We start from the raw sequence: 18,725 nt of genomic DNA on the forward strand, positions 1-18,725 counted from the left end.
AGCAGAAAATACTCCACTAATATAATACAAAACAAATTTGCTTGAGTTTAATAAAATTTAATCACTTTTTTTGGATATTATTACTGAAGCTGGACGTAGTAACTTATCCTTTATTATATATCCAGGTTGCACAACATGTAGAATGGTATTTTCATCTTTATCTTCATCAGTCATTTGAGATACTGCTTTATGAAACTGCGGGTTAAACTTTTCTCCAATTGGATCTATTCTTGTAATATTGTGACGTTCTAGTGTGTTAAGTAATTCTTTGTAAGTCATCAATACTCCAGCATGTATACTGTCGTCTTCCTTTAAATTTTTTAGTGATGTTTCTAGATTATCACAGGAACTTAATAGATCGCGTGCAAAATTGGAAATAGCATAGATAGATGTATCATCTATATTTTTTTGCATAATCCGCTTAACATTTTCCTTGTCAGCTACTGCCAAGCGAAACTGGTTTTGAAAATGTGCTAACTGTTGTTTTAGTTTATCTAGTTCTGATAAATCTTCATTTAATTTTTCTTTTTTCTTATTTAATACTGCTGTAAATTTTCTCTGTGGTTTCTGGTTAGATTGAATTTCTTCACCTGATTTTTCATCGGTTTGAGTTGGGTTGTTTTGTTGACTTTTTGTATTGTTGTCGCTATCACTCATAATTCTAAACTTGTTTATAAACTCTAAGGAATATATAGTAATATTATCAAAAAATATCAAGTGTTATGAGCTTTATTGATAGAGTTTTTCTATATTATTAATATTTTATGATGCATGACGATAAGAAATTTATGTCTTTGGCATTGAGAATTGCAAGGCGTGGCCTTGGTAATGTTTTCCCTAATCCTGCAGTTGGATGTATAGTAGTGAATCGTGGAATAATAGTTGGACGTGGTTGGACACAGGTGGGTGGAAGGCCGCATGCAGAGGTGGTAGCACTAAATAATGCTGGATATCTAGCAAAGGGTGCTACTGTATATGTTACTCTTGAACCATGTTCTCATTATGGAAAGACAGGGCCTTGTGCGTTGAAATTAATAGATGCTGGCATTAAACGTATGGTAATAGCTGCAAGAGATCCTGATGTACGTGTGTCTGGCAATGGAATAAAATTACTGCGTGATGCAAATATAGATGTAAAGTGTGACCTCATGTATAAGGAAGCTCAAGAGCTCAATGTTGGATTCTTTTTTACTAAAATCAAGGGTAGGCCTTTTATTACAGTGAAATTAGCATCTACTTTGGATGGGAAAATAGCTTTAAGTAATGGTAATAGTAAATGGATTACAAATCAGCTGACACGTAATTGGGTGCATAAACAAAGATCTATGTATGATGCGGTTATGGTTGGTAGTAATACTGTAGTTCATGATGATCCAATGTTGAATACTAGAATTCCTGGATTAGAATGTTATTCTCCAGTAAGGATAGTGATTGATCGCTTTGGAAAAATATGTACTTATCATAATATAGTGAAAACTGCTGATATTATTCCTACTTATATTTTAACAGATGATACTTCTAAAACAAAGTTGGGTAAAGCTAAGTATCTGATAGTAACTGGGACAGATAATTTCTTGAAAAATGCAATGAAAGTAATTTCTATGAAAATAGGTATTACTAGATTGTTTGTTGAAGGTGGTAGTATTTTAATAACAGAACTTCTTAAAAGTCAATTAGTTGATAGAATTATATGGTGTAGATCAAATAAGATTTTTGGTGCAAATGCAGTATCATCTGTTGGAGATTTGAATATATTAACACTACAGAATCTTTATAATTTTAGGAAAATAGATACATTGTATTTTGATGATGATGTTGTGGATATTTTAGAAAATTGTAGAAGAGATTGATTTTTTTACTGTAATGATTGTTGTTAAGTGTTCTTATTAAAGTATTTGAGGTAAAAATGTTATGTAATATTAAATAATGTATAGTTGTTGTTTTGTATGCTTAATTTCATATATAAGTTTTGATATATTTTGGTGAATTTTCAATTAGGTTTATAATATTAACAGTAGGAAAAGAGTTGATATGAGTAGTAACTTAAAATCTACTATTGATATATTTACTGTTGCTATAAAATGTATTAACTCAGGGTGTTAATTGGTAGTTATAGGTTTATAGAACTTTATTTTTGTATCTTATTAGTATATACTCAAAATTAGTGTTGTGGTTATGCAATATTAATCATGTTCACTGTGTTAATTATGAAATAAGGTATAGATATGTTACACGTTCAAAATCATGTTGATCAACATACAAATCATATAGAACATGATGATTACCATTTTACTGGTCCTACTAGTTTTGAAGTTAATCTTTCTGAAGAAGAAAAAATGGAGTTACAAGAAGTATCTTCTATTGATAGTGTAGGATGCGAAGATTGTGATCCAAATTGTCGTTATCCTTTAGAATTAGTAGAATGTCAGCGTATTGAGGAAAGACCAGTATGCAATGCAGGTTTAGAGAGCTTGACTGTTGATGCATATCAATTAGGATTGTTGTTAGGTGGTTTTTTAAGTGCTATGAATTACATATCTTATAGCTATCCTTGTTATTATTATGATTGTTGTGATAGAAATTATTACGACTGTTGTCATAAGAATGCGTGTTATTACAACTGTTGTGATTGTGCGTAAATCATGATATTCAGCAAGCGTAAAATTCCTTACTAAAATTTATCAATTGTTTCTATATTTAATGACTGGTGATTTATAGCTTTATATTTCTTTTAGGTTGTTATTTATAAGTTGTAGGTTTTTGTAGGAGTTTTTTTATAGGTTTATTTATGCTGTTTTATAATATGGTATTATAGTCCTGTAGCTTATTGATGTCCATATGTTTTAATTTTTTAACTATGATTCTGATAGTGTAGTTTAATATAATTAAATGTAAAGCAGCATAAATGATTGAAGTTGTTGGGTTAGTAAATATTTAATTTGCTGCTTTAACTTATCTATATTTTATTTAATTAATTTGATTATTTTTTATTGGTGTTGTTGCATTTTCAAAGTTGTTGTAGTGCAATGTTTACTTACTTTGTTATGACTTATCATACTTGTTCAATAATTTTTTGTATTTATTTTGCTTCTTGATAGCTCAATGAAGCTTTTATAAATGATATAAACAATGGATGAGAATGAAAAGGACTTGATTTGAATTCTGGGTGAAACTGTACTCCAATAAACCATGGGTGGTTGTTTAACTCTATAACTTCTATTAAACTATCATCAGTATTGTTTGCTTTGCCTGTAAAAGTTAATCCATGTTGTTCTAGTAAATCTTTATACTGTAAATTGAATGTATATCTGTGCCTTCTTCTTTCATTTATTACTGATTGTTGATATATAGAAAAAATTTTAGAATTTGCATCTAAATAGCACGGACATGATCCTAATTTCATGCTCCCCCCTAAAAAGTTTTGCTGCAATTCTGGTAGTTGGTGTATTACAGGGTTTTTACAATATAAATTAAATTCTGTAGAATTAGCATCTTCTAAGTGAGCTACATTATTTGCAAATTCAACTATAGCAAGCTGCATGCCCATACAAATGCCTAAAAATGGTATCTTATTTAAACGTGCATGTGTTATTGCTGTGATCTTACCTTTAACTCCGTCATCACCAAATCCTCCAGGTATTAATATAGAATCAACATTATCAAATGCATTGATTCCATTACTGTCTAATGAACGTGAATCTATCCATCTTATTGATAACTTTACCCTATTGTGAATTGATGCATGTTCTAGAGCTTCAATTAATGACTTATATGCATCAAGCAGTTTAATATATTTGCCTATTATTGCTACAGTTACTGTTTTTGTTAATGTGTGAGATATATTTAATATATTTTCCCACTTACTTAAGTTTGGATCAGGTGAATTAACATTAAAGTGTTTTAATATTTGTGTGTCTAAATTGTAATTGTGATAAGAAATAGGTAACTCATATATATTTTTTACGTCTAATGCTGGAATAATGTTTGTTGGGGAAACGTTACATAAATTCGCTATCTTATCCCTTTGTTCTTTTGATAATGGTATTTTACTGCGGTACAGTATTATATCTGGCTGTATACCTACAGCACTTAATTCTTTTACTGAATGTTGTGTAGGTTTTGTTTTTAATTCCATTGCTGCATCAATATATGGCACTAAAGTCAAATGGACAAATATAGTGTTATTTTTACTTAGTTTATATCCAATTTGTCTTATAGATTCAAGGAATGGTTGACTCTCAATATCACCTACCGTTCCACCTATTTCGCATATGACAAAATCTAATCCTTCAGTGTTATGTAGAATAAAAGAGTTAATAAGGTCAGTAACATGTGGAATAATCTGTACTGTTTGGCCTAGATAATCTCCTCTTCTTTCTTTTTTCAGTAAGTTGTGATATACTTTACCAGTAGTTATGTTATCATTTTTTGTTGTTTTGACTCCTGTGAAACGTTCATAATGCCCTAAATCTAGGTCTGTTTCTGCTCCATCGTCAGTTACAAAAACTTCTCCATGTTGAATTGGACTCATTGTTCCAGGGTCTATATTAAGATATGGGTCCAACTTACGTAAACAGATCTTAAATCCTCTAGCTTGTAACAGTGCTCCAATGCTAGCTGCAGCTAACCCCTTGCCTAAAGAAGATACTACCCCTCCGGTAACAAAAATAAATCTACTTGAAGTTTGGTTACTCATATACCTTACTGATTAAATGGTACGCTATCTTCGGTATCATGTTCCATAGGAGGCAGGTTATGTGCCTTGCTCATTTCAGCAATTTTTTTAACAATAGACTCCTTGTGTACACTTTTAGCATTTACCCCAACCAATAAAACTGTGTTAATGATAAAAGCAGTTGCAATAGCAACTGTAAGTTTTGTGATAAAATTAGAGGATGACCCAGTTGAAAACATGGAATCCAAGTTACCCTGTGTCCCACCAAATCCACTTAGGTTATCAGATTCTGGTGGTTGTAATAATATTAAGATTACCAATAGAAATACTAGCACTAATTGTATAACTGTTAAAACCATATAGAAAAGACAATGCGATTAAAGTACATTTTATACATTGTTTATTATTTAAAGTCAAGGATTACAGAGGCTATAAAAATGTAGTTTTTATGTTATATTGTATTGTCGTTTGATAATGCAATGGTGTATAACTATATGCCAATTAATTGAGTTTAGTACTTTAATTACTACATTTTTACTATCTGTTGTAACGGTACACTTTGCTTGAAAATAGTAGTTGACTATGTAGTTATCTGTAATAAAAAAATGTAGAATCTTTTTGTGATAGCAATGGATTTTCTATCTGTTAAAATCTGAAAATATGCTAATAGTGAGTTGGTATGGATAATCACAAATGTGTGGAGATTTTTCTTGAGGCAATAACAGCAGAAAAACATATATCTTATAATACTTATCAAAGTTATAAAACTGATTTATTAGGGCTTTGTGAATTTGTTAGTAAGAAGAATCTTTTATTAGTAGATACTAGTATTAATGAATTACAGAATTATATCAGGTTGTTGTATGAGAAGGGGTATAAAGCAAACACTGTATTGAGAAAGATATCAGCTATTAAGAATTTTTATGGGTTTCTATATAGAGATAATATGATTGAAAGTGATCCTACTTTATATCTTGATGCCCCTAAATTATCTCGTTCTCTTCCAAAAGCTTTGAGCTTTGAAGAAATTAGTAGATTACTTGATGTTGCTGCTTTAGATGGTTCACCTGATGGAAGAAGACTTAATGCTATGGTTAACATCTTATATTCCTCAGGTATAAGAATTTCTGAGTTAGTATGTTTAAAGTTTTATTCAGTATTAGAGGCTTTGAAAGATCATAATGCAGAGATCTATCATATAAAAATTAAGGGCAAAGCAAATAAGGAAAGAATAGTTTTATTAAATTTATCTGCTGTGGAGAGTATAAAGAAATATATAGAAATTTATAAATATTTTGTTCCAAATGGATTTGAAGTATCACAATGGCTATTTCCTGGAACAAAATTTGATTATCCTATAACTAGACAAAGAGTAGGGCAGTTGTTAAAAGATTTAGCTATGAATGCTGGTATTGATATTACAAAAATATCTCCACACAAACTTCGACATTCTTTTGCGACACATTTATTAAATAACGGATCAAATATTATTTTTATACAAAAAATGTTGGGACATGCTAATTTATCAACTACGCAAATATATACTCATATTGCTAATGAAAAACTAAAAAATGTGCTGCTAAAATTTCATCCTTTAAACAATGAATAAAATTTGTAATAGAGAAGTATTATTTTCCTACTTAAAATAGTGTGTGAATTTTACTAAAGTTGAATTATCTTTAATTCTCATGCAGGGTAAGATTATAGAGCAATATATTTTTTGTTGTAATATTGTTAGTTACTATTGAATAGGATTATCATATTTTAAGTATGATGCTAAAAATTTAAATTTATAAATTGAAGAAAAAAATTTTATGTTAATAAAAAGAGGAAATTTACTGACTTTATTATTAATACATGGGTTCTGAGAAAATTTTAGATAGATGATTGGTTGTTACGGAAAATTATTGACATTAAAGTATCACTTGATGTTAGGTGGATTAATCACTACTATGGTTATTAATCTTGTTTATTTAAGTTTTAGTGATTTGTAGCAGTTTAGTTAACAAGAGCTTCCTTAATTTAACTGCTAGTTTAATATTAAATTAATAGTATACAAATTCTAAAAAATTTTAGAATGAATATGATGAGTTTCTTTCTTTATAAAAAACCTGTTGTTCTGCTTAAGTTCAATAACTAGTTTACTGGAAGTTTAGGTTTATATGTAAGTAAGTTTTTAAAAAGGTTTGTTGTAGGATTTATAGGAAATCATATTTAGTTATATGGAATTTAATCAACACTACTCAACATGCATGAATTTATCTCAACAATACGACATGCTTTTTGTGCTAGACTTTTGTTGTGTGTAGCTAGGAAGATAGCAATGTTTTTTTCTTTTGCATATTCTTGTAATAAAGAAAAAACTTCAAATGCAGTATTGTTATCTAAACTTCCAGTTGGTTCATCTGCTAAAACTATAAGTGGACAGTTAATTAAACTTCTTGCTATTGCAACTCTTTGTCTTTCTCCTCCAGAAAGTTGTGATATAGACATTGAAAATTTGTCTTGTAATTTTACACGTTCTAAGATTTCCATAGCATTTTTTTTTGCAATGGACTTACTTTTTCCTATGATAATTTGTGGTAACATTACATTTTCTAATACTGAAAATTCTTGTAGTAAATGATGAAATTGATAAATGAACCCTAAAAAATGGCGACGTAAGAAAGTTTTATCTTTATCTGAGGTTTTATTTGAACACTCTATGTTATTTATAAATATATTACCTGAGGATGGAGTGTCTAGTAATCCAGCAATGTGTAACAATGTACTTTTACCAGAACCAGATCTACCGATTAAAGCAACAATTTCTCCTTTTTTTATTTTTATATTTGCATTCGTTATAATAGGTAATTCATTATTTTTTCCGAAAAATTTGCTGATATTAGATAAAGCAAATACTGTAGACATTTTTAATCCTATTATTTTATTTGAATTTTATTGTATGAACATATGTATTTTGTCAAGGTATTGTATGTCTTATATTGTAACTTATCTATACTAAAAAGTAGAAATGTCTTTAAGTTTTGTACTGTTTGTAGTTATGTGAGATTGAATTAAATACTGGCTAGTAAAGACTGATTGACTGTAGTGTAATTTCAAAAGGCTAAATACACTTTTAAAATTTACTCTTAATTTCAGTATGTTGGGGTTTTGTACTAATAGATTGTGCATACATAAATTAGTACATAGGAATTGGTAGTTTACCTAACACTTGTTACTTTAATGATAGTGATTGAAACTAGTATTACATTAATTTACTGTAATGCAAAGTTATAAGAAAGTGATGTATTTAAGTTTATAACATTCAGTTGCGTAAGTAATAGTGCAGAATAAACTTTTGAAGCTAATTTTTATTTAGTGTATTGTAACTGTTTTATAGTGATATACATGAATTTTATTAATATATAAGTTTATTGTGTGTATTTTTTAATTAATGCTTATTTTTAGTTATAAAACTTATATTACGTTAGTTTTATTATAGTACAGGATTACAAGAAAATTGTATCTTCAAATTCTGAGAATGACATAATTTATATAGTTATAGAGAGGTCTAATAATGATGCTTGCGTCATGAATACTTGAGTATGTTAGCTATTGTTGTTGGTTAAAATTGCTTAATATTTGCATTTTGTTAAAAGCTTGACATATTGTACTGTCTAGCAGTATACACAGGAGAGGCTTTAGAAGAAGTGTTAAATGAGTATATTTTATGTTAGATCTTGAGAATAGTAGTTTTGATGGAAAGAAAAAAGAAGCTCTTGAATTTCATTGTAAGGATTCAAAACCTGGAAAAGTTTCTTTATTGCCTACTAAACCATTATTGACACAAAGAGATTTGTCATTAGCGTATTCTCCTGGTGTTGCGGTACCTTGTTTAGAGATAGCTAAAAATCCTGATTTAATATATGAATATACTGCACGTGGAAATTATGTTGCTGTAATTTCAAATGGTACAGCTGTGTTAGGTTTAGGAAATATAGGACCTTTAGCATCAAAGCCTGTCATGGAAGGTAAAGCAGTATTATTTAAGAGGTTTGCTGATATTGATGCAGTTGATATAGAGGTTGACACTTCTGATGTAGATGAATTTATTAATGCTGTAAAATATTTAGGATTGAGTTGGGGTGGAATAAATTTAGAAGATATAAAAGCTCCAGAATGTTTTATCATTGAGAAAAAGTTGAGTGAGATAATGGATATTCCAGTATTTCATGATGATCAGCATGGAACTGCTATTATTGTATCTGCTGGACTTATTAATGCTCTTGATATTACTGGTAAAAACTTTAAAAATGTTAAAATTGTTATAAATGGTGCTGGTGCTGCAGGTATTGCATGTCTTGAAATGATAAAACTAATAGGTGTACCGGCTGATAACATAACTTTATGTGACCAGAATGGAGTAATATATAAAGGTAGACAGCTTGGCATGAATGAATGGAAAGAAAAACATGCTATTGAGACAAAAGATAGATCTTTGAAAGATGCATTGGTTATGGCAGATGTATTCTTAGGGTTATCAGTTAAGGATGTTTTAAGTAAAGATATGTTACTGTCTATGAACAAAGATCCTGTGATTTTTGCTTTAGCAAATCCGGATCCTGAGATTAATCCTGATATTGCGCGTGAAGTTAGACCTGATGCAATTATAGCTACTGGAAGGTCAGACTATAATAATCAGATTAATAATGTTATGGGGTTTCCTTATATATTTCGTGGAGCATTGGATGTACGTGCTAAATCAGTTAATAATGAAATGAAAGTAGCAGCAGCAAATGCAATTGCTATGTTGGCACGTGAGTATGTTAGCGATGAAGTATCTGATGCTTATGGTGGTCGTAAAATGAATTATGGAAAGGATTATATTATACCAACCCCATTTGATCCTAGATTGATCACTATAGTATCTCCTGCGGTTGCAAGGGCTGCTATTGAATCTGGTGTTGCTAGAAAAAAAATAGAAGATTGGGATGAGTATACTAAACAACTAGCGTCAAGGCTATCATCAACTTCTAATATACTCAACATGATGTATAGTGCTGTTAAACGTGATCCTAAGAGAGTTATTTTTTCAGAAGGAGAAGAGGAAAAAGTGATTAAAGCTGCTGTACAGTGGCGTAATCAAGGATATGGGTTGCCTATACTTGTAGGACGTATTGATAAAGTACAAGAAGCATTTGAACGTTTGGGTATTAAAAATATACAAGGTATAGAAATTGCCAATGCAGCAGTTTCAAAACGGAATGATGAATATACAGACTATTTATATAAAAAATTACAACGTGAAGGGTATTTATATAGAAGTTGTGTAAGAGATGTAAAAACAGATCGTAATGTTTTTGCAGCATGTATGCTTGCATGTGGTGATGGGGATGTATTAATTACTGGGTTGACCAGAAGTTATTCTGCTTCTATTAGTGATGTACAGAAGGTAATAGGATCTCAAGGTGTTGTTTTTGGTTTATCAGTCATTGTAATGAAAGAGCGTACTATATTTGTCGCGGATACTGCAATACATGAATCACCAACGCCAGAGCAAATTGCTCAAATAGCAATTCAGGCATCTATACAAGCTAGAAAAATGGGACATGAACCTCGTGTTGGGTTTGTTTCTTCTTCGAACTTTGGTAGTCATTGTCAAGAAGATGCTAGGAAAATGAGAAAGGCTGTAGAAATTTTAGATAGTTGTAATGTTGATTTTGAATACGATGGTGAAATGTCTGTTGATACTGCGCTTAGTTCAGAATTGTTAACATTATATCCTTTTTGTAGGTTGACTGGAGCGGCAAATATTTTAGTTATGCCAACTCTTCATAGTGCAAATATATCTTCTAAACTATTACAACAAGCTGTTGGAGTATCTGTAATAGGACCTGTTTTGATTGGTATGGAAAAGCCAGTGCAAATTGTACAAATGTCTTCTTCAGTTTCTGAGATTCTGAATCTTGCTGTGCTTGCGCCTTCAGTAAATAGTAATGTTCAATCTTGCGATAGTATATAAAAAATAATATTAGGTTAGTAAAGGTTAAGTTGTGCCATGATGTGTCTCTGTGTTAATTATTTATTAAGTGCTGCTATTTATTAAAGTTATGCATTTTCTAATGTTGTTTATGATAGATAGAAAATAAGTATTTTTTTGGTGCGTTGATGAGAATTTTAATATACTCTGGTGGAATTATCTTAACTTTGTTATTATTTTTAATAATTTCTCCTTTTTTTATTAATTGGAATTCTTACTATGCGTCTCATATACTTAAACAAATAGAGGATATATCAGATTATGTCACTGTAAAAGGTGTAGGAAGTGTTACAGGAAAATTGATCTTGCCTAAGATTATAGTGAATAATTTATATATAGAAGGGCATGGAAAATTATCAACACATAAGTCAACAATATTAGTTAATCAGCTTGAATTAAAGATATCATTATTATCTTTATTATTGTTTTCTCCTAAGGTTAATACAATTACTGTTGATGGATTAAGTATTCCACTTGGGAATCTCGTGAGTCTATTTTCTTCATTTCAAGGCAAAAGTTTTAATATAAATACATTTAATATTGTTAATAGTGTTGTTAATACGGATTATGATGGCACATCTTTTAATAGTAAGCCTATATCGATTAAGGAGGGATCTATTAAAACTATAAATGGTGCAAAGGTAATAAATGGATTATTGAGTATTGGTAAAAATGATTATAATTTAGTTGGTGATGTATCAGTCAATGAAGATCATAATAAGATTAATGCAAATGTTTATTCTCAGTCTACAAAGGTTACTTTATCTGGTGTAGCTAGTGGTAATAAATTTGATGGTGTAGTATTAGCTAATGGGACTGATTTTTCACAATTTATTAATGATATTTCTGAAACTAATAAAACTTCTATCTTTTCTTTTATCAATTCAAATGAAGAGTTTTCTTTGTCTGCTAATCTGAAATTATCTGGTCAGTCTTTTGAATTAAATGATTTAAAGGTATCTACTGATAGCATAGATGGTATAGGGAAAATAGTTTGTTCAAGTTATGCATCATGTGATGCTAGTGTTGATTTTTCAAAAATTAATATAGATCATTTGTCTGGCAGTAATAACGGAAGTGATGCATATAGTAAAGAATCACGTACTCTTGACTATTTTAATACTTTGATATCTGAAAATTTGGACTATAAAGTTAAAATTAGTGCTAAGGAAATAAAGTACCATGATGAAGTGTCGAGTAATTTGGCTCTAGATTTTGAAGTGTTAAAAGGAAAGATTAACATTAATAAAATGACAGTGATGTTACCTGGAAATAATAATGTATTATCTATTGAAGGTAGTATTGGTAGTAGTGATTTAATATCTAGTTTTAATGGAAAGCTTAAAGTAGTAGGAGATGATTTTGTTTCTTTTGCAAAATGGTTATTTCCTATACAGATTAATTTAGAGTCGAGTAGTAAATTTTCTATACAAAGTGACTTATATTTAGCACCTAGGGTGTTTTCTTTATCTAATGTTGAAATATTAACTAAAAATTTTGGAGATGCAGAAGGACAGTTAAAAATAAAATATGATAAAAAGAGTAGGTCTGTTTCCGGTAGTATTGGGTTAAGTAATATTGACTTTGATCTGTATAAGGTAAATGAGGAACTAAATCTAGAAAACTTTATGCCAATGAAATGGTTGAAAGATATAAAATATAAAATAAATGTTGAAACCCGTCTGAGTAATTTTCTTATTCAGAAACAGAGAGTTGATAACCTAAGCTTTTTAGTGAGTATAGTGCAAGGTAAGTTTGGTATTGATAAAATACGTTTTAGTGGAGCTGATGGGTCTGATCTTAGTGGATTTGTTAAAGCTTCTATTGGATCTCAAGATCTAAAACCAAAAATATCAGTTAATCTTAAAGGAAATAAATTTAGTACTGCGTTCATAAAATTTCCTGCTTTAATACATGATGTTGTTGATGCATCAAATAAAGTCACTAATATAAAATGGTTAAATCATGATCTAAAATTCTATGGATTAGAACATGTTGATGGTGATATTGATATCAATATTAAAAATTTTGTTGCTAAAAATAATGCTTTAACAGATTTTGTATTCTCATCTAGTTTAAAAGATAGTTTAATGTCTATTAATAAGCTAATGTTTAAGATAGATGATGGATTTGTATCAACTAGTGGTAAGGTAGGTATAGGATCTAATACTTCTTCATTGTCCGCTGTTATATCTGTAGCTAATATTGGATTAAATAATTTACTTCAATATGCGCGTGTTGATGGTGTTACTGGTAATGTCAGTATAAGTGGTAGTATTCAAACTCAGGGTAAGAGTTTGGTTGATTGGGTTAATGCTTTAGAAGGTAAAATGGAAATAGTTGCTAAAGGTGTAAATGTTGATGGTGTAGATTTTAATAAATTTATAATAGACCTATTAGATGCTAAGAGTAAGTCTGATGTTGTGGCATTAACTCAAATTGGCTTGTATGATAACAATACAGTATTTAACTTTATCAATGCTGGTGCTAACATTAGTAGAGGTAATGTTATATCTTCATTGCAATTTGCAATTGATAATGCTAGTGGTGTAGCATCTGCTAATGTTTCTTTATTGCAATTTGCTGTAACATCTAAAGTTAGATTATCGTTCATGCGGCCAGGTGTATCTTTGCCGGCTAATATAGATATGTCATTATATGGTCAATTATGGCAACCTAAGATGAGTTTTAATGTGAATTCTCTTTATGAAGAAATTGTAAAAGGAAACAGTGGTTATGTATCAACTCAGGATGAAGAAGAATTCATAGATTAAACTTTAAAATAATTCAACCTGGTTGTTTAATATAGTGTATAAGATTGTAAACTTTATCCCAATCAAAAGGTTATTAATAATAATGCTTAACTTATGCTTTATTGAAAGAGATGATAAAGTAAATTATTTATCACTGATTTTCAAAAATTTTCTTTGTGAAAAAAACTTATTTATTGATAAAAAATTGAAAAATATACAAAAAGATTTTTATACTGAAAATATTATTTACATGTTTATTGTTTATGAACTTTAATACCATAGTTCTTAATGTTATTTGTGATTCTGATTTCAGGTATTATCATTTGTCTGTAAAGGCAGTGTTGTGGGATTAGAAAGTCTACTATTAGCAACTTGCTTGGTTTTAGTTTAATAGGTTGAGTAAGTTATTGAATTCTTGCAATATACTATTTTCCACTTGTAACTTGTTTAGTGAGTGTGTAAATTGAATATAGAGTTAACATTATCATTTAGAATAATATAAGAGTTATTAACATGTACATAGCTGGTGTGTGTTATATTAGCAAGCTTGAATTTAAAAATATGATGTGCATAATACTGATGCTAAAATTTTAGTAAGTAGAATAATTATTAAATGCAACACATTCCTGAGAAGTGCTAGTAAGTATGAGTATATTTGTGAATAAATTGAATATAGTATTCTATTATATATAATATAAGCTTTAGTAGGATTTATGTAGTTAGTGTGTTTTAGTTTTACTAATTTTAAACATACTTATTCCAAAGTCTAAGAATAATTATTGAATACTTATAATTCACTATTTCACAAGCAATGTCACTTGTTTAGTAAAAATATATTGTGATGAGTAAATTATAGAAAAATATTTATTACGTTGAAATTTAATTATATGAGTCTTAGTAGAATTAATATAATGTGTGTAATAATTTAGTTTAGTGAGTTTAATTTAAAAGGATACTGTTCATAGTTTACTTGTTCTAGTTTAGTAAATATAATAGCTTTTGCAGTGCACAACTGTGTTTCTCAAGTAGTATCAGTTAATATATTGCTGAGTTATTGGATAAATACATTTACATTATCTTTTATTAGTATGAAGTTTGAATAGTATCAACCTTAATATCACTAATATTAACATTATTAATGTAGCATATTTAATTGTGATGAATTTACTTAAATATTTCGAATATATAGTACCTTCACTTATATGATAAGGTAAATATGAGTCAATGATACCTTCAGTCATTATGGGTAAAGCAGTAATAATGCGCCCGTAGCTATCTATTACAGCAGATATGCCACTATTTGCAGCTCTGATAGTGGGTATGCCATTTTCGATACTTCTTACACGATTAATTTCTAAATGTTGATATGGTTGAGAACTGACACCAAACCAGCCATCATTTGTAATATTGACAATCCATTGACCTTTTGTGCATCTGCTTGCAACTTCGTGACTGAAGCTGGATTCGTAACATATTAAAGGAATAAAAGGACTATAATTTAATGATATGGTTCTATTTTTATCTGTTCCTGGACTATAATTGGATTTGCTTGCAATTTTTTCAGGAATCAAATTTACTAATATGGATGGTATAGATTCTCCAAATGGGACAAGGTGAAATTTATCATAGTGATCTATTATTTGTCCATTGCTATTAATGACAAATAATGTGTTATAAAATTTATCGTTTGCGAACCTTGTTCCTCCTGCAATTAAAAACTCTGGAATAGTTAGTTTAAGATAGCTTTGCACTGAATCAATATTTCTGTGAGTCAAGAAAGGAAAAGAGTTTTCTCCCCAGATTACATGTGTTCTTGAATTTAATCCATATTGACTAGTTAATCGTAAATATGTTTGAAATTTATCGTATTCTTGTTCTTCATTTTCATCCCAATTGCTTGCTGTATTGCCTTGTACTATACGTATAGCTACGTCATGATTATACTTTTGATCTTGATTGGTTAATAGTCTGTTATTTCCATAGATAAACATGCTGACTAGTACTAACATAACGATAGCGCATGAAACAGTACTTTTATCTTTTATACATACTCCAGGAGCTGTACTGCAGAATATTGCAAGAAACTCCATACCGTATGTTCCAAATAATGCAGCAGTTTGTAGCATTTCTGTAGAGAAAGCCCAAGAATAAGCGAATAAACTCCAAGGCACTATGTATTCTAATAACATTCCTACAATAGTAAAAGATAACGAAAATGTTATTAACCCTGGTAATTTTTTGTAATTTAGAGCATAACTTGTGGCTGTAGCTGCAGCAAATAATAATGATAAGGATGCTGGAATAATGAGTGTCAAAGGTATCAACGGCCATAGTATTTTACTTTGAGTAATTAGTGGGACATTAATCCAATATAAACTAGTAGTGAAATAACCACAACCAAAGCACCATCCGCAAAAAAAGGCTTGTTTTATATTTTTTGAGTATGATAGTATAATATAGAGTCCAGAGAATGCTATCATCAAAGCAATAAACATGTAAAAGGGTGCCATGGATAACGCTCCTAATATCCCTAGCGTCATTGCTAATGTATAGTTGCATTTTTTATAAAGTTCCTTCAATTTTTTTATCCCTATATTAATACTTAGTTATACTTAATAAAGATTAGTATACTCACTATTGTAAATATTTTTTATGTTATGTAAAGCATAAGGCTTTAATGTATTTATGCATGTAAAGCTTGTTAGTTTTTAATAGATAAAAAATTTAATATTCAATTATGTGTTAGTAAAATCAGGTGATATTTAAGCAAGATATCTATTGAATGTTAATGTATAGTAATAGATTATTATTGCTAAAAGTTTTTTCTGATTAAAATTGCTAATAAAGTAGTTTTGATAATGGTATGTGGTAAATCCATAACTGTAATAATGTGTTTTTATGCAATTGTTTAAATACATAATATATAGATATAATGTATTAGTGATTTCTTAGTAGGTGTTTTTATAGTGCTGTTATTGAGTTTGATTGTATTTAATGCTACAACTTTGTTAAATTAAGTGTAATGCACTTTTGTTAAAAAAAATCAGAGTTTCTTATTTATGTTATAGAGAGTTTATGTATTGTCTATAAGGTAATAAATCTTTTGGATTATTGTTTGTATAAAAATGCTTTATAGCGTTGGCTTTTTCATTCATTGATTTTAATTTAGCAAAAAAAACCATAGAAAGTAGGAGCAGCAATTTATAGTATTTTTGCCCTATAAAATAGTTAATATTATAATTTATGATAAAGGCGCTTGCCTTTTTGATAATATTTTAGTAGGTTTGTCAATCATATATTATTAAGTTTATAGGTATATGTGATGATTAGTTTGTTGCCTATCTTGCAGGTTGTTATACCTTTACTTTCTGCAGTAGGCTGTGCTTTATTAAAGAATGCTAGATTAGTCAAGATAATATCAGCTATTGTAATATTTGTCTCTTTCTCTATTGCAATCATATTATTTTGTCAAATATATCCTAATGGTGTTATTAAATATAGCATAGGTGGGTGGGTAGTACCTTATGGCATAGAACTTAAAGTAAATATATTTAATGCAACAATGCTTGTTCTGGTTGGATTTGTTGCTGTGATGAGCGTTATATATGGCATATATCCTAATACAAAAGAAGTAAATGTTAGTACTATACCGAGTTTCTATTCTATATTCCTGTTATGTTTTAGTGGTTTTTTAGGTATATTAGTTTCAAATGATGTTTTTAATATTTATGTTTTTTTAGAAATATCATCTATCTCTTCTTATATTTTGGTTGCAATGGGACGTGATAAAACTGCTTTGATAGCAGCATTTGATTACTTAGTGGTAGGTACTATTGGTGCGACGTTTTATTTAATAGGAGTAGGATTTTTATATGCTATTACTGGAACTCTGAATGTTGGTGATTTATTTTTAATAGTTCAGGATAAATCTCTAGCAACAAATAAAGCTATACAAATTGGATTATTATTTATAGCAGTAGGTTTATTTGTTAAAGCAGCACTTTTCCCGTTTCATAAGTGGTTAATTCAAGCTTATAATTATGCTCCTACTTTTGTTTCTGTGTTTTTCTCTGGTGTATCTACTAAAGTGATGATCTACTTGGTAATAAAGGTAGTATACGATATTTTTAAAGCTGAATTAGTCTTGATAACTTTACCTTTCAATTTTGTATTTATGTTTTTTGCTGCTTTGTCAGTGATTTTTGCATCTGTATTTGCAATATTGAGTGATAATATAAAAAGGATCTTTGCATATTCAAGTGTCGCTCATCTTGGATACATTGTATTTGCTGTTGGTTTGAACACTTATTATGGGTTAGCGGCTGCTGTAACATATATAATTAATCATAGTTTAGTCAAATCTGCATTATTTATGGTAATAGGTAGTATTTCTTACAATTGTGGGAGCCTTGATCTTAAGGACTGTACAAACATATGGAAAAATATGCCGAAAATTGCATTACCATTTGTTATTTTATGTATAAGTCTTATTGGAATGCCAATAACTTCAGTATTTATTTCTAAGTGGTATATTTTTGATGCAACAATTAAATCTAATTTTTGGTTTGGTATGGTTATGCTACTTGTTGGATCAGGATTATCTGTGATATATGTATGGAATATAATAGAAGCAACATGTTTCAAGTCATCTGATAAACAGAATAAAAAGTTATTTGAAATTCCTAATATTATGGTGCTGTGCATTTGGGTGATAGCGATTTCTTCGATTATTCTTGGACTATATCCAATGCCTTTGACGCTGATTTCTAATAAAATAGCAGAATCACTATTATATTAGACATAAGCATCAAACGGACAATAGAAAAAAGCTATATAGGTTTTAAACTTTTATAAAAAATTTTACATTAAAAAAGAGAAATTATCTACTTCTTCCTTGTGTTTTACTTTCAAAGACTTGAGATACCGACTCAACAATAAAACTAGATTGTTGTTTGTTTTGCGCAGTATTAAGTTCTGGTATGTAATTCTTATTGTGTGGTTTAGCTGGAGAACTACCATTCATATTATTAGCATAATATGATGCTATTGAGCTGTCCTTTTTAGATTTTTTAGCTGCCTTTTGTCTTAAGAAGTATCCCGTACCAATAAGTAATATTACCGCTAGTAGAATATACCACTTTGGATTATCCGTAATATAAAATAAAATGTAATGAAAATAACTCATAACCACTTTCTACCAAAATTATTGCACACTTACTTCATAATAACATTAAGTAATCGGTTAGAATAGTGTTATTTGAGAATATAGTAAGTG

Annotated in this window: 12 protein-coding genes; 6 read left to right on the forward strand and 6 right to left on the reverse strand. The window is 29.4% G+C overall.

Annotation, left to right across the window (positions count from 1 at the left end; genetic code table 11):
* Positions 1 to 57 precede the first annotated feature (57 nt).
* Complete coding sequence (locus tag ECAJ_RS00595) at positions 58 to 657, reverse strand: nucleotide exchange factor GrpE (protein WP_011304240.1); 600 nt, start codon at positions 655 to 657, stop codon at positions 58 to 60.
* Between the two features lie 107 nt (positions 658 to 764).
* On the opposite strand from ECAJ_RS00595, the gene ribD reads away from it, so the two are divergent.
* Complete coding sequence (ribD, locus tag ECAJ_RS00600) at positions 765 to 1,850, forward strand: bifunctional diaminohydroxyphosphoribosylaminopyrimidine deaminase/5-amino-6-(5-phosphoribosylamino)uracil reductase RibD (protein WP_011304241.1); 1,086 nt, start codon at positions 765 to 767, stop codon at positions 1,848 to 1,850.
* A 375-nt stretch (positions 1,851 to 2,225) separates the two neighbouring features.
* Positions 2,226 to 2,639 (forward strand): hypothetical protein, encoded by a 414-nt coding sequence (locus ECAJ_RS00605; protein ID WP_011304242.1) that lies wholly within the window; start codon positions 2,226 to 2,228, stop codon positions 2,637 to 2,639.
* Between the two features lie 440 nt (positions 2,640 to 3,079).
* Here the strand turns inward: ECAJ_RS00605 and ECAJ_RS00610 are convergent, their stop codons facing one another.
* Positions 3,080 to 4,696, reverse strand: a complete 1,617-nt coding sequence (locus ECAJ_RS00610; RefSeq protein WP_011304243.1) for a CTP synthase — start codon at positions 4,694 to 4,696, stop codon at positions 3,080 to 3,082.
* A 5-nt stretch (positions 4,697 to 4,701) separates the two neighbouring features.
* Positions 4,702 to 5,034, reverse strand: a complete 333-nt coding sequence (gene secG / locus ECAJ_RS00615; protein WP_011304244.1) for a preprotein translocase subunit SecG — start codon at positions 5,032 to 5,034, stop codon at positions 4,702 to 4,704.
* A gap of 320 nt (positions 5,035 to 5,354) precedes the next feature.
* On the opposite strand from secG, the gene ECAJ_RS00620 reads away from it, so the two are divergent.
* Entirely contained in the window at positions 5,355 to 6,284 is a 930-nt protein-coding gene (locus tag ECAJ_RS00620; RefSeq protein ID WP_011304245.1) for a tyrosine recombinase, read from the forward strand.
* 620 nt (positions 6,285 to 6,904) lie between these two features.
* On the opposite strand, the gene ECAJ_RS00625 is transcribed toward ECAJ_RS00620, so the two are convergent.
* Complete coding sequence (locus ECAJ_RS00625) at positions 6,905 to 7,585, reverse strand: ABC transporter ATP-binding protein (protein ID WP_011304246.1); 681 nt, start codon at positions 7,583 to 7,585, stop codon at positions 6,905 to 6,907.
* 802 nt (positions 7,586 to 8,387) lie between these two features.
* On the opposite strand from ECAJ_RS00625, the gene ECAJ_RS00630 reads away from it, so the two are divergent.
* Both ECAJ_RS00630 and ECAJ_RS00635 read left to right on the forward strand, forming a co-directional pair.
* Positions 8,388 to 10,679 carry an NADP-dependent malic enzyme gene (locus tag ECAJ_RS00630; protein ID WP_011304247.1) on the forward strand — a complete coding sequence of 764 codons (2,292 nt, stop codon included), beginning with the start codon at positions 8,388 to 8,390 and terminating at the stop codon, positions 10,677 to 10,679.
* Positions 10,680 to 10,825: 146 nt separating this feature from the next.
* Positions 10,826 to 13,471 carry an AsmA family protein gene (locus ECAJ_RS00635; protein ID WP_011304248.1) on the forward strand — a complete coding sequence of 882 codons (2,646 nt, stop codon included), beginning with the start codon at positions 10,826 to 10,828 and terminating at the stop codon, positions 13,469 to 13,471.
* 1,052 nt (positions 13,472 to 14,523) lie between these two features.
* Here ECAJ_RS00635 and lnt read toward each other — a convergent pair.
* Entirely contained in the window at positions 14,524 to 16,029 is a 1,506-nt protein-coding gene (gene lnt, locus ECAJ_RS00640) for an apolipoprotein N-acyltransferase (RefSeq protein ID WP_231243054.1), read from the reverse strand.
* Positions 16,030 to 16,772: 743 nt separating this feature from the next.
* Between lnt and ECAJ_RS00645 the strand changes: the two genes are divergently transcribed.
* Entirely contained in the window at positions 16,773 to 18,248 is a 1,476-nt protein-coding gene (locus ECAJ_RS00645) for a proton-conducting transporter membrane subunit (RefSeq protein WP_011304250.1), read from the forward strand.
* An 81-nt stretch (positions 18,249 to 18,329) separates the two neighbouring features.
* On the opposite strand, the gene ECAJ_RS00650 is transcribed toward ECAJ_RS00645, so the two are convergent.
* Positions 18,330 to 18,635: a hypothetical protein gene (locus ECAJ_RS00650; RefSeq protein ID WP_231243056.1), complete on the reverse strand. Its 306-nt coding sequence runs from the start codon at positions 18,633 to 18,635 to the stop codon at positions 18,330 to 18,332.
* Positions 18,636 to 18,725: the final 90 nt, after the last annotated feature.

The organism is Ehrlichia canis str. Jake, from assembly GCF_000012565.1.
Classification (GTDB): domain Bacteria; phylum Pseudomonadota; class Alphaproteobacteria; order Rickettsiales; family Anaplasmataceae; genus Ehrlichia; species Ehrlichia canis.